Origin of the sequence: Priestia aryabhattai (assembly GCF_023715685.1) — a bacterium.
Classification (GTDB): domain Bacteria; phylum Bacillota; class Bacilli; order Bacillales; family Bacillaceae_H; genus Priestia; species Priestia aryabhattai_B.
This window is the reverse complement of record NZ_JAMBOQ010000002.1, coordinates 508,733-521,619: the sequence shown is the minus strand read 5'-3', so window position 1 is coordinate 521,619 and position 12,887 is coordinate 508,733. Positions and strand designations below refer to the sequence as shown.

14 protein-coding genes and 1 riboswitch are annotated in these 12,887 nt (G+C 38.3%); of the genes, 8 read left to right on the top strand and 6 right to left on the bottom strand.

The window, feature by feature from the left end:
* Position 1: 1 nt before the first annotated feature.
* From M3225_RS09545 to M3225_RS09535, 3 genes are all read right to left on the bottom strand, one after another.
* Complete coding sequence (locus M3225_RS09545) at positions 2 to 934, bottom strand: alpha/beta hydrolase (protein ID WP_251392899.1); 933 nt, start codon at positions 932 to 934, stop codon at positions 2 to 4.
* Between the two features lie 34 nt (positions 935 to 968).
* Positions 969 to 1,508 (bottom strand): GrpB family protein, encoded by a 540-nt coding sequence (locus tag M3225_RS09540; RefSeq protein WP_251392896.1) that lies wholly within the window; start codon positions 1,506 to 1,508, stop codon positions 969 to 971.
* A gap of 102 nt (positions 1,509 to 1,610) precedes the next feature.
* A complete protein-coding gene (locus M3225_RS09535; protein WP_251392895.1) occupies positions 1,611 to 2,756 on the bottom strand; it encodes an acyl-CoA dehydrogenase family protein in 1,146 nt (381 codons plus the stop codon).
* A 198-nt stretch (positions 2,757 to 2,954) separates the two neighbouring features.
* Between M3225_RS09535 and M3225_RS09530 the strand changes: the two genes are divergently transcribed.
* The 7 genes from M3225_RS09530 (at position 2,955) to M3225_RS09500 (ending at position 7,785) form a co-directional block, all read left to right on the top strand.
* A complete protein-coding gene (locus tag M3225_RS09530; protein ID WP_251392894.1) occupies positions 2,955 to 4,160 on the top strand; it encodes a TcaA 3rd/4th domain-containing protein in 1,206 nt (401 codons plus the stop codon).
* 176 nt (positions 4,161 to 4,336) lie between these two features.
* Complete coding sequence (locus M3225_RS09525) at positions 4,337 to 5,116, top strand: STAS domain-containing protein (protein ID WP_251392893.1); 780 nt, start codon at positions 4,337 to 4,339, stop codon at positions 5,114 to 5,116.
* Positions 5,117 to 5,259: 143 nt separating this feature from the next.
* A complete protein-coding gene (locus M3225_RS09520; RefSeq protein WP_013057625.1) occupies positions 5,260 to 5,502 on the top strand; it encodes a spore germination protein in 243 nt (80 codons plus the stop codon).
* Between the two features lie 107 nt (positions 5,503 to 5,609).
* Complete coding sequence (locus M3225_RS09515; protein ID WP_013057626.1) at positions 5,610 to 5,852, top strand: spore germination protein; 243 nt, start codon at positions 5,610 to 5,612, stop codon at positions 5,850 to 5,852.
* A gap of 51 nt (positions 5,853 to 5,903) precedes the next feature.
* Entirely contained in the window at positions 5,904 to 6,407 is a 504-nt protein-coding gene (locus M3225_RS09510; protein WP_251392892.1) for an Hsp20/alpha crystallin family protein, read from the top strand.
* Between the two features lie 89 nt (positions 6,408 to 6,496).
* Positions 6,497 to 6,922 carry an Hsp20/alpha crystallin family protein gene (locus M3225_RS09505; protein WP_251392891.1) on the top strand — a complete coding sequence of 142 codons (426 nt, stop codon included), beginning with the start codon at positions 6,497 to 6,499 and terminating at the stop codon, positions 6,920 to 6,922.
* A 44-nt stretch (positions 6,923 to 6,966) separates the two neighbouring features.
* A complete protein-coding gene (locus tag M3225_RS09500) occupies positions 6,967 to 7,785 on the top strand; it encodes a hypothetical protein (protein ID WP_251392889.1) in 819 nt (272 codons plus the stop codon).
* 17 nt (positions 7,786 to 7,802) lie between these two features.
* Here M3225_RS09500 and M3225_RS09495 read toward each other — a convergent pair whose 3' ends face one another.
* The 3 genes from M3225_RS09495 to M3225_RS09485 form a co-directional block, all read right to left on the bottom strand.
* The gene (locus M3225_RS09495) at positions 7,803 to 9,086 is read right to left on the bottom strand and encodes an ABC transporter ATP-binding protein (RefSeq protein WP_251392886.1); all 1,284 of its coding nucleotides are present in this window, start codon (positions 9,084 to 9,086) and stop codon (positions 7,803 to 7,805) included.
* The gene (locus M3225_RS09490) at positions 9,083 to 10,141 is read right to left on the bottom strand and encodes a FecCD family ABC transporter permease (RefSeq protein WP_251392885.1); all 1,059 of its coding nucleotides are present in this window, start codon (positions 10,139 to 10,141) and stop codon (positions 9,083 to 9,085) included. Before M3225_RS09490 ends, M3225_RS09495 begins: the two co-directional genes overlap by 4 nt.
* Positions 10,142 to 10,346: 205 nt before the next feature.
* Positions 10,347 to 11,873 (bottom strand): cobyric acid synthase, encoded by a 1,527-nt coding sequence (locus M3225_RS09485; protein ID WP_251392883.1) that lies wholly within the window; start codon positions 11,871 to 11,873, stop codon positions 10,347 to 10,349.
* A 92-nt stretch (positions 11,874 to 11,965) separates the two neighbouring features.
* Positions 11,966 to 12,145, bottom strand: a riboswitch (cobalamin riboswitch).
* 147 nt (positions 12,146 to 12,292) lie between these two features.
* Here M3225_RS09485 and M3225_RS09480 point away from each other — a divergent pair.
* Complete coding sequence (locus M3225_RS09480) at positions 12,293 to 12,856, top strand: YdcF family protein (RefSeq protein WP_251392881.1); 564 nt, start codon at positions 12,293 to 12,295, stop codon at positions 12,854 to 12,856.
* The last annotated feature ends 31 nt before the right edge of the window (positions 12,857 to 12,887 follow it).

Below are 12,887 nucleotides of genomic sequence, written 5' to 3'. Positions count from 1 at the left end.
TTTAAAGCGATTGATCAATAAAAGATAATACGCGCTTTACATATTCTTTTTTGTATACATGATAATTTTGAACGTGTTCTGCTTTATCAGTTTTCCAGAAGTGAAAAGCATCTGGGTGCGTTTTAGCCATTTTTTTACTTTCAGTGTAAGGGATTTTTGTATCTCCTGTGCTGTGTATAAATAAAATCGGTCGAGGGTAAATATGCTCGACTGCTTTAATAGGACTAGCTTCAGCAGGGTCTGCATCTGCGATAACAGGAAGAGTAGCAATTGTTAGCGGTGTAAATGGAAAGTTTGGTAAATGAGACCACACAGATAGATTTTCTTTTAAATAAGAGGTTAAATCACTAAAAGGACTATCGGCTACCACTGCTTTTACATCTTCATCTTGAGAGGCTGCTAATAAAGAAGTGGCTGCTCCCATTGAAATTCCGTAGAGCACAATTGGCTCTTTTGTTGTTTCTTTCATTTTCTGAATAACGCCTAATAAATCGAGCTGCTCTTTCACGCCAATCGTAGTTTGATTCCCTTCTGAGTCTCCTGCATCTCTAAAGTCAAACATGACCACTCGATATCCCGCTTTTACAAATTCTTCACTCAACGGCAGAAATCCGGCTCCTTGTGCTTCACGGTTATTCCCGTATCCATGTGACATAATAATGGTCGCTTTTGGCTGTTTGGTTGGTTCAATCATCCATCCTTTTAAATGCGTCATCCCGTCTTTGCTCAAAAATACTTGATTGCTATAAGGCATGCCATAATCACTAGGATTTTTCACAGCAGGATTTTTATCTAATTTTGTCAGGCTTATGCCTACATAGAGAGAAATTGCCGTACAAAGTACAAAACCAAGAATAACAAAGGATATCAAGCTAATCCATATCGTTTTTTTCTTTTTACCTATAGTCGTCTGTCTATTTAGAACTGGAGTCAAGCCCTTCCCTCCTTTTCATCTAAGGTCATACTTACTATTCATATCTCTTGTTGCTGCCCTTTTTCAACTTTAAAGCTAGCTGATCTATTTTATGAATAAAATTCGTTTTATTTTCCACATATTTTTCTGGTTCAAAGCGATAGCGATGTGCTAGTTCTATTTTCAACGTTTCGTATTCTTTCGCTGCATCAGGGTGAGCGCGCAGATAATCTCGAAACCATATATGACGATTAATTTCTGGGTGGCCTTTTTCATAAATATGAACATGGTGGGTTCTTTCATTTCCGCCTTTTTGGAAGTATCGTCTTCCTTTTATGCCGTTTTCACCTTTCGCTTCGTATCCGAGCTGTTCCATCCTTTGATTATATGTATCTACTTTTTTTATATCTTTCACTTCAATAAGTAAATCAATAATCGGTTTTGCGCTTAAGCCGAGAACAGCAGTGCTTCCAATATGATGACCCTCTAAAACTTGAGCTGACATTATATTTGTTAAGGTGGCAGCTTCTTTTGTGAATTCCTTTTCCCACGCGATATTATAGGGTGCCAGCTGAATTTCTCTTATAGACTTCACCTTCAATTCCTCCTCTTACAATAAAAAACTGCTTATTATAGGATAGCCTATAATAAGCAGTTTTTCATCATTTAACATGTTATTAAGACGTATGAAACGTTTTTATCTAGTAAACGCCTGCTTCGCTAAGTTAATAATCGTCATATCATCCATTGGAGGGTTATGAAGGCCGGCACGCACATCTCTATAATACCGCTGTAGCGGATTACTGCGCTGCAAGCTTCGCGCCCCCACTATGCGCATTGCTTTGTCGACAACAGTACAGGCACTATTGGTCACCACGTGTTTGACAGCTGCTAACTCTCCGGATAATGCTGCTCGGTCGCTGGTCTCATCCCATTTACTTGCAACACTGTACATAAAGTGCCGCGCCTGCATGAGTTCAAGTTCCATCTCTCCTACTAAACGCTGCACATTTGGCAACTCGCTAATCGTTCCTTCAATACTATTAGGAGAATATTCTGTAGCAAATGAGACAGCATAATCTCTTGCTGCGATGGCTGTACCCATGTAGCAAGCTGGTATATGAAGCAGCCAGCCGCTTGGCTCATTCTTTTTAAAACCACCGAGGCGTTCAACAAGAAAATCATGTTCAATATCGACATTTTCTAGCACAAGGTCGTGACTTCCTGTACCACGCATTGCAATCATATCCCATGTTTCTTCTATTGAAAGTCCACTTGTTTCACGAGGAATTAAAAATAAGCCGATATCTTCTTCTCCTTCGATGCTTGCTTTTACCAAGAAGTAATTTAAGACTGGAGACATTGTGGTAAATGTTTTTCGGCCATTGATTCGCCACCCTTCTTTTGTTTTTACGGCTGTCGTTTCAGGTTTGCCTCCTCGAGTAGGACTTCCTGTCTTCGGTTCAGTAGCAGCGGTGTTAATAAGTGCGCCTTTTTCTATTTCTTTAAAAATAAAATCGAGCATTTGATGGCTCCAAGGCTGTTTTTCACGTAAATCCATTGTAATTCCCATATGCCATCCAATACTAAGAGCCGTAGAAGCATCTCCTTGAGCAATTAATTCTTGAAATAATAAAAAATCATAAAGGCGTAATTCATCTCCGCCATATTTGCTTTCTAGAGAAAGACGTGTGTAGCCAGCTTCTTTTAACTCTTGAATATTTTCAAATGGAAACGTACCTTCTTCATCTATTTTAAAAGCTCGTTTCTTAAATTTTTCGACTAGAGGCAGCAGTTTTTCATACGTAGGCTTTTGGTTTTTATTTACAAATGAAACACTCATTTGCTTCATCTCCTTTTTATATGACAGAGTGTCCCTATCGGATTAATATATAGTTTTTATCATAGCACATCTCACTCTTGTTGTGCATGTTTGGTGTGTTTATCTTTCTCGTCAGATCTATTATTTTTCCAATTTAATGGTCTGTTTTACCTATATATTCCATACATTTAATTGAATAAAAAGAAAGGAATGGTGTGAATGAATCAATGTCCAAAATGCGGGGCCAGTGCAAGCAAAGACCAATCATTTTGCAATAACTGTGGCTTTTCTTTCACGGTGTCTTCAGCTGCAGCTAAGCATAAAAAGAGCTGGTATATTGGCGGGGGTATTGCGCTTATACTCGTTTTAACTTTTGTATTTTATTCCCTGTTCTCTAGCTCAGAAGAAAAAACGGCTGCCCGCTTTATTGAGGCATTAGAATCGAAAGATACAGCTGTGTTAAGAGAGTTATTAGACTCTTCACAGTCTAATATAGTCATCAGTGACACATCTATTCAAGCTCTGTTTGATGCAACTTCCGATGGTTCTATTTTACGTGACATTGAAAATGACTTAAAAAATAAAACGAGTATCTATTTTACAATAAAAGAACAGAAACATTCATTATTCTTCAAAAAACAATACGTGGTCGTGCCTTCACCTTACTATATCTCCCTCACCACGCCAGAAGATGCAACGATTACAGTTAACGACACAAAACAATCGATATCCAAAAATCAAACGCAAAAAATAGGTCCTTTAATGATTGGAAATTATCCGCTTACGGCTTCTTATGAAAGCTCTTACGGAAAACTTACAGATCAAACCACTGTAAATTTTCACCGGCAAAAAGAAGAAAATATACCTCTTGTATTTAAAGGGGCTTACGTTACAATCTCATCGAATAGAGATGACGCTATTTTATTTGTAAATGGAAAAAGCACAGGACTGCAGGTGAATAGCCCATCACAAATAGGCCCTGTTGCTACGGATGGAAGCGTCACTGTTCATGCAGAAGTTCAAAAAGACGGCACGAAGTTCAAAAGCAGTCCCTATACCATTCAAAGTGAAGAAAACATTACGTTAAATATACAAACGCCGCCTGTTGAAAAAGAGAAAACCGTCATAAAAGAACGGGAGGTAATAGTACCTGGCCCGCGCTCTTATGCTACTTCAAGTTCTTATATTCTCCCTTATTCGGATTCTTACAAATTAAGCTATAGTGATATTAGCGGTTTGAGTTCGAGTGAATTAAGGCTTGCTCGGAATGAAATCTATGCGCGGCATGGGTATAGATTTAAATCGAAAGATCTTCAAGCCTATTTTGATGGAAAGTCATGGTATACGTCTGATTCATCATTTAGAGATTCCTACTTATCAAGCGTTGAAAAATATAACGTTGACTTTATCAAATCATATGAATAAGAAAAACTCCCCTTTTGCACAGGGGAGTTTTTTGATTGAAGCGAATGCTTATTCCCACGTTTTTTTACTTCCTATGATTCCTATACATGTTAATAAATTTCTTATAGCCTTCTTCATTCTTTTCACTGTAAAATAGATGTACATAAACTCAATACACGCGTAAGGAGAGATGGAGAATGAATGGAATTGGACGACTTCCACAAAAGCTTAATGGACATTTGATTTTAGAAAATATTCAGGAAACCATGATCATTGCGGATAAAGACTATCGTGTGCAGTGGATGAATGCAAGAGCAATTGAAACACTCCAGCCAGTACTCCCAATCTACCAGTTATCTCATATCCAAGAGTTAATTGGAAAGCATATGGATTTCTTTCATTCCAATCCTGAAGAAGCGAAAAAATTACTCACCTCTCTTCATACAACTTACCGAACACGTATAACGATTGGCAGTCAATACGTAGCAGAAGCTGTGATTCACCCTATTGATACAAAAGACGGTGAGCGTTATGGCTACTTGCTTATGTTATTAGATTTTACAGATCAAGCAGAAGCAGAGCTTGAAAAAGAACGGTTAATTGAGGATTTGTCTACCCCTTTATTAAAGATATGGGACGAGGTTTTAGCTGTTCCCATTACCGGTAAGATGAATATAGAACGTGGAAAGAAGCTGACTGAAACGGTATTAGATGCCGTTGTAAAAGAACAGGCGCGCTATTTGCTTATTGATTTGTCTTCCCTTCATTCGTTAGATGAAGAACACGGTTATTATATTAACACGCTCTACGAAGCTTTGCGGTTGATTGGTACCACTTGCCTTATTGTTGGTCTTTCTTCAAAAATGGCTCTCTCGCTTGTAGATTCTCAGTTTAATTGGAGGACATTTTCCACTGTTCAGCAAAGCATCTCTTACATTTTAGAAAAAAAGAATTATCAAATTGCACCCATTTTATAAGCCCATCATATCATTAAGTAATTCTCTCTCAATCGCTTTTTCCTTCAATCGGAAAAGGCGATTTTAGTTATGAGGATTTGTGAACGTTTAGGCACTTATCATCATAGGATACATTAATCAACCATAGAAAAGGGTGAGAGCATATGCCAAGTGTTATTAATATTTATAATTTAAAGATCAACAGTATCTCAAGCAACGGTTCTGTCAACATTGGCGAAGCACTCCATAACAGTCACACGGCTCATTCAAAATCCACTGGTACGAACTCTTCTTATGGTGATGTCTCACCTGCTTCCTCGAAAATGCGAAACATTTATATCGATCCTGATACAAATGACCAAACAGATATTGCAAACGTTGATCATGTCAATGGTTATCAGCAGTGATATAGGGCAATGCTTGTCAACAGCATGACGACAAACGGTGAATACATTCTCTCTTAAAGCCATAGGCCGTTAGAGTGGAATGAATAAAAACAGTAAGGAGTCTCTTTATGCCTCTTCAAATTAACGTTTTTAATATCGTAACAAATGGTGTCACGCAAAACGCAAATATTGATTTTGGTTCCACCATTCAAAACAGTCACACGGCGAACTCAAAGTTTAACGGCGCGAATTTCTCTTTAGGTAACTTCTCTCCTACTTGCTCTCAAATGAATACGGGCGTGTTAGATCCTGATGTAAGTGATCAAGATCAAATTGCAAACCCTTCAGCTCCAATTGGAAATCAAATTTAGCTTTGATAATTCGGTCATTTTACTTGGCACACTACAAGGAGGTGTATAAATATGTTTCCGTTTGGAAAGTCTCCTTTTAAAGGAATGATGGAAAATCTCCCAAAAGGAATGGCATCAAAAGACATGAATAAATATATTCAGCAAATGATTTCTTCTACGATGTCCCATTCTTTTCCGGATTTTATGCAAGGAAATGAATTCTTTAAGCAAGCCCAAGACATGATGAAAGAACAGCAGGATATGGGGAATGAAGGGCATGGGCAGAAGCTAAGAAAATTTGATTCGAACGTCATCAATACATTAGACGAATGTATTGTTCAGTTAAAAATCCCTAACCGCGATATTGTATCAAGCATTAAAGTTTATCATACTCCATATGTGTGTACAATTGAAGGAATAGATGGAGAAGAACCATTCAAAGAAGAAATTCAGCTTCCTTGTTCGGTTCGTAAAAAAGGCACACGCGCCGTATATCGTTCCGGGGTGTTGGAAATCCGGATGCCTAAACATGTTAATATTCCTATGTCTCAAATAGACGTCCACGATTTAGATTAAAGTGGACGTTTTTTTCTGTTTTCATGCATACATATAAAATAGAAAGCGGCAAAAGGCCTTGTTTTACTTTTTTAAAGAAGGTGAAAAATATGAATCATGGAAAGTTTAAAAAGTGGGCAGAAACGTTACAAGAAGAAAACCATACAAAATTTTGGGAAAAGATTTTTGACGATGATAGCGAAGAAAAGAATGATACGGAAGCAGATGCTTCTCCTCAAATTGTAAATGAGTATCGAGATTATCCTTTAATTGATGTATATGAATGGGCAAATCAACTGTTAGTTGTGATTGAAATACCCGGTGCTAAACGAACAGACGTCGAATTGACCATGCACGAAAATACTTTACACATATCCGGTTCATCTCTTTTAACGATGAAGGATGCAAATGTTCTTCACAAAGAAAGACGTGAAGGAACGTTTCAACGATCAATCATCCTTCCACCTGCTGTAGGGGAAGCGCCATGTCACGCATCATTTAAAGATGGTCTTTTGCACGTGAAATTTGATTTGTAATTTATTGTGCAGAAATATACGTAGCATGAAAGGCAGGGAATTTCATGTTTTCTAAGTGGTTTAAACAATCGCCTAAAATTGAAACAGTCCGTAAAATAAATCCGTCTTCCCTTCCAACCCAAAAAAAAGCAACTCCCATAGACCAACGTTCTACTCAAAAGCGGAAAGAATTACCCGAAAAGATGAAGCCAAAAAAACAGTCTGATATAAAGAAACCTCCTCAGCAGCCAAAGAAGTTGCCTAGCCAAACGGAGCCTAAGACATCTGCTGAAGCTGAATTCACAAAACCTGCTCTTTCGTCAGAGTCAGCGCTGAACCTGCAGGAGATTCTTGATCAAGTGACGCGTTTAACCGACGCGATCCCTAAAATAGAAGAGCTTCATCAGCAATTACATGAATTAGCTCACCTTATTCAATCACTGTCTCAACTGCACGAGCAAACAGCTCATTTACTCTCGGCTATGCAGTCAGCTCCTAATTTCGAAGAGATCCAAAATCAGCTCTCTACGTTAAAGGAATTATCTTCTAATACAGCTTTATATGAGATGTTGACAAGTCTTGACAAAAAGATTAGTGAAGTAACCCAGCCAAGGCAGTCCATTGTTGTTGAAAAAATTATGGTCGAAAAAGTATTGTTAGACAAAATTGACCTTAGTAATAATTTCGGCCAGCTAGGCATTAAAGATTTGACTGGCCACTTAAACATCGGTACAACTTACAGCGCTGATTCCGATCAAGTAGATGAAGAAGTCAAAGACTTGTTTTCTGTAAAGCTAAAAGAAAAAAAGATTGATGAACATACAACTGAGACAACGATGAGTTCAGGAGGTGAAACAGAGAAACCTGATCACGCCGAAGAATAAAAAATGACCGCCACTGCTTATTTAAAGCAATTGTCGGTCATTTTTGTTTCAAGAAATACTTGTAATTCTTTCTGTAGACGTTCCATTAAGAAATCTGAAATTTCTTCTTGATTTTCTTCTTTATGATGAGAGGATGCTAAAACAATACGTCCTGTTTTTCCTAAGAAAGCCCGGTATTCGATTACCTTCATCGCACCATGAAGTAAGTTCGCATCCGAAAGCGGCGCATTTGTTACTAACATAATATCCATTTCATTCTCTTTTTTACCATGTGTCAGCACAGCTAGCCACGAGTACCCTTTATCATCTTTTAAGCGAACTTCTTGACTAGATAAAGACGCCGATTCCCACGCCGTGTCAGCACTGCTTTGCTGTTGAACAATTTCTTGACACCAGTCTAGACCTGTTTCATTTGAACCAAGTGAAAGAGTTCTCAAAGGACGAACAAACGATAAAGACAACAGGCCCGGTTCCTTTTGTAATTGATACAATTGATGGAAGTCCGTCTCTGGATATTGATACGGCGGCACAAAAGCAATTTGTCGCTTGTTCACAGCGGGATGGTGAAATACATGCAAATCAACACCATATACTCTTTTTAACGTAGCTGCATCATGAAAAATGGCATCCATCCCCGTTTCTTCTACTCTTCCATCTTTCAATAACACGGCATCATCTGCAAACAGCGAGGCGATGTTGAGATCATGCAAAATGGCCAGGACCGTTAAGCTCATTTCCTGCTGTAAAGTTTTTAACAGCTGAAGCAGTTCCATCGTATGTTTTACATCTAAGTGATTAGTTGGTTCATCAAGAAGTAAGTAGTCAGGTTCTTGCGCTAGTGCTTTAGCCAGTAAAACCCGCTGTTTTTCTCCACCGCTCAGCGATTGAAAGGGATGATTTCTGTAGTGCCAGACGTTTGTTAATTTCATCACGCTTTCCACCACTTCTTCATCCTGTGCTGATACAGTGCTAAACAAACCTTTTGCCTGATAAGGATAACGTCCAAGTGAAACAATTTCTTGAACCGTAAATTCTAACCCAATTTGATTTTCTTGCGTCATAACTGCGACTTTTTGCGCAAGTTGTTTTGGTGAATAAGCTTTCACTGACTTTCCTTCTACCTTCACTTCTCCTGACTGAATGCTTAATACATTCATAATTAAGCGAATAAGCGTTGTTTTCCCGCTTCCATTTGGTCCTAGTAAAGCGACAAAAGAACCTTTGTCTACGGTGAACGTGATGTCACGAACGGTCGGTTGCTGTTTATCGTATCCTCCTGTCACATTATATAGTTCAATCATGATATTCCTCTCTTCCGCATACGTTCTTTTACAAGGAGCAGCGTAAAAATCGGCGAACCAATTAAGGCGGTTACAACTCCGATCGGCAGTTCACGCGGTTCTAATATCGTTCGTGCCAATAAATCTGCTAAAACTAAATAACTTCCTCCGATTAAAATAGAAAGCGGCAGTACATGCTTATGATTAGCTCCCGCTACGAGACGTACTACATGGGGAATAACCAAGCCAACAAATCCGATTGCTCCGGATACTGATACCGCAGCCCCTGTCAATACGGAGGCTCCTATTAAAATCATTCTTTTTTTCTTCTTTACGTCTATTCCCATAAACTGAGCGGATTGATCGCCAAATGCTAAGCCGTTCAGCTCTTTTACATGTAACAGCAGCATAATCGTACCGATCAAAAAGAACGGCCCTAATATTTGAATATGAGACCATCCTCTCATCGATACGCTTCCCATCAGCCAATATAAAACCTGTCTTACATCTTCTTCAGGAGAAAGAGCCACAATTAATGAAATAAGCGCGCTCATAAAGGATGATAAAATAATTCCTGCTAAGATGATGGTTTCATTGGCCAAATTGCCGCTTGCGAGCTTCGTAATACCAAAAACTAAAAGAAGGGTAATAAATCCAGATACAATGCCGACTACAGGCAGCGTGAAGATGGATAAACCAAAAATACTCCAATGAAAATAAATTGCCATGACAGAGCCAAGGGTTGCACCTGAGGAAACCCCAATCGTGTAAGGGTCGGCAAGAGAATTTCTTAATAGTCCTTGAAAAGCAGCACCTGCTATAGAAAGCGAAGCTCCTACTAAAAATGCCACCAGTACTCTTGGAAATCGAATTTGCCAAATGATTAAATCCATATTTTCCGGACCGCGATATAAGGATAATCCGGTAAGGTGGCCAATAATAATTTTGATTGTATCTCCTACGGTTAACGAAACCGTACCAATAAATACGCCCATGATAACCGAAGTACATACAATAAATAAACTCACTATGTATAAAATAGATGTTTTGTTAAAAAAGATACGTTTAAAAATCAATACTTTCAGCTCCTCTAGGAAACGAGGCGTGATGTTTTACATTACATTAACCATTCATTTTCCTGTCCATAAACCATGTTTCCACCATACATAGAGTTGGAAACAATCATCTTTTATTTGTTATGAGTGCTAGACTGTTGAACTAGACAACATAGAATAGCGTACTAAAAATTCTGGTAAAAAAACAAGTGAAAGCCTCTGCAAGCTATACTTTTTGTGCTTGCTCCGGGCTTTTATAGTTGTCTATTAAATGATACAGCTTTTCCATATCTATAGCTTCTCGCACATACGCCGCTGCTTTTGAAAAAGACTCATCTTTTTGCAGGCGGCTGTTAAATGTATCCGTAATGGGCGGCAATTTTTTATGTTTACGAATTTGATTAAGCAAAGCTCTGCGCAAAGTATCATTATGAAAGACATCATGAACATACGTACCAATGACGTTTTCTTTAACCGTTCCTTCTTTTTCATCATCGACCACTGCAAAAGCCTCCGTCATGCTCTTAGAAACCGTCTTTCCCATATGAATTTCGTAGCCTTCAATCGAAACTTTTTCACTCTCTAGCTGAACGTATCCAGAAACTCTTTCTGTTTTTTTGCTGGTAGTCATAATGGTTTCCACCGGAAGCAAACCCAGCCCTTTAATAGATTCAATTCGGGACTCTACTGCATCGGGATCTGTAATCGTCTCACCTAACATTTGATATCCTCCGCAGATGCCAATAACGTGAACGTTCGTTGTGTTCAAGACTTGATTAATTGCTAGACCCAGGCCGCTTTCTTGTAAAAACTGCGCATCTTCAATCGTATTTTTACTTCCTGGTAAAACAATTAAATCAGGCGTACCTAATTGTGACGGCTTGGTTACAAGTCTCACATGACAGTCTTCTTCTAAGCTTAGAGGGTCGATGTCTGTAAAATTTGAGATGCGTGGATACGAGATAACCGCAATATCGATTTCTTTTAACGGATTCACAAGCGTTGAGTAATTTCTGAGTGATAACGAATCTTCAGCGTCAATTTCCACGTCGTGCATATAAGGAATAACTCCTAGTACCGGAACACCTGTGTATTCTTCAAACCACTTCAACCCCGGTTTTAAAAGCTCTAAGTCTCCTCGGAATTTATTGATTAACACCCCGATAACTCTAGACTTGTGTTCATCTGGAAGCAATTGAAGAGTACCCACTAAGCTTGCAAAAACCCCTCCTTTATCAATATCTCCTACTAACACAACAGGGGCTTCGGCTATCTTTGCTACGCGCATATTCACGAGTTCCCGATCGTTTAAATTCACTTCAGCAGGACTTCCAGCACCTTCAATCACAATTCGATCATAATGATTTGCAAGCTCTTTATAAGCCTCTGTGATAACGTTCAAACCTTCATTAAAAAATTCTTGCCGATACTGAAAAGCAAACATATTACGAAGCGGCTTTCCATGAACGACAATTTGAGATTCATGATCACGAGTTGGTTTAATTAAAATAGGGTTCATATTGGTTGTTGCTTCTACTCCAGCCGCTTCTGCTTGAATTCCTTGCGCTCTGCCAATTTCTTTTCCATCCATTGTAATGTATGAATTGAGCGCCATATTTTGCGATTTAAACGGTGCAGTTTGATAGCCGTCTTCTTTAAAAATGCGGCAAAATGCTGTAGCAATCATGCTTTTTCCAGCGTCTGAGTGCGTTCCTTGAATCATAAGAGGTTTTCCTTTTTTCACTTTATCCACTCCCTATCACATAAAAAAACCTTAACTGTAAAAGTCAAGGTTTGGTCATGCGCTCATTAACACATTGTCTTGACTTATTTCTCCCACCGAAAAATAAGGGGTTTTTAAAAGCAGGTCTCCTGGCTTATGCTTCATTTTACTTCTGCTCCCTTCCTAGTTTAACTAGTGGGTCTTTGCAGGTTCATCCACATTTACAGTAGCGGGGGCTGCACCGGATTTACACCGATTTCCCTATTATCCTCCTTAGAGGCACTTTTAAAATCATTTATTCTTTATTGTAACGAATTTTATAACCATTCACAATAACAATTTTCTTCTATTATTATATATTACTGTGTTTATACTTATTTGGATCTCGTATGCTATAATAACAATTATTTTCCAAACATCTTATGTAATAGCTAGGAAGGTGCTCACAGTTGAAGAAAAAAATAATTTATATCTTTATTAGTTTGCTTGTTCTTTATATAGCAATCATATCTTTTTTTATGTATCAAATAGCTCACAAGCCTGTTCCACAAAAAGCAGATTACGTGCTCATTTTAGGTTCTAAAGTAGATGGAGATCAAATGTCTCCTAGTTTAAAAGAACGAGTAAAGACGGCTTTATCTTATTTACAAACACATAAACAAACAAAAGTCATCGTAACGGGTGGAAAAGGATCCGATGAAGAAATCTCTGAAGCAGAAGCAGCCTATCGTTTTCTACGAAAAGAAGGAATTGAAAAGGATCGAATTATAAAAGAAGACCAGTCAACTTCTACTTTTGAGAATTTTACTTTCACTAAAAAGAAAGTCGATATTCAAAATAAAAAAGTAGTGCTTGTTAGCAGTGATTTTCATTTATTTCGCTCCTCTATTATTGCCAAGCGTCAAGGCTTTCACATATATCCTTTAGGTGCAAAAACACCTAACTCAATTAAACTTCAAGCCTACTTTCGTGAGTATGCTGCTATTTTAAAAACATGGCTGTTTGATAAATAAATAGAGTACACGCCTATATAAACGAAAAAAC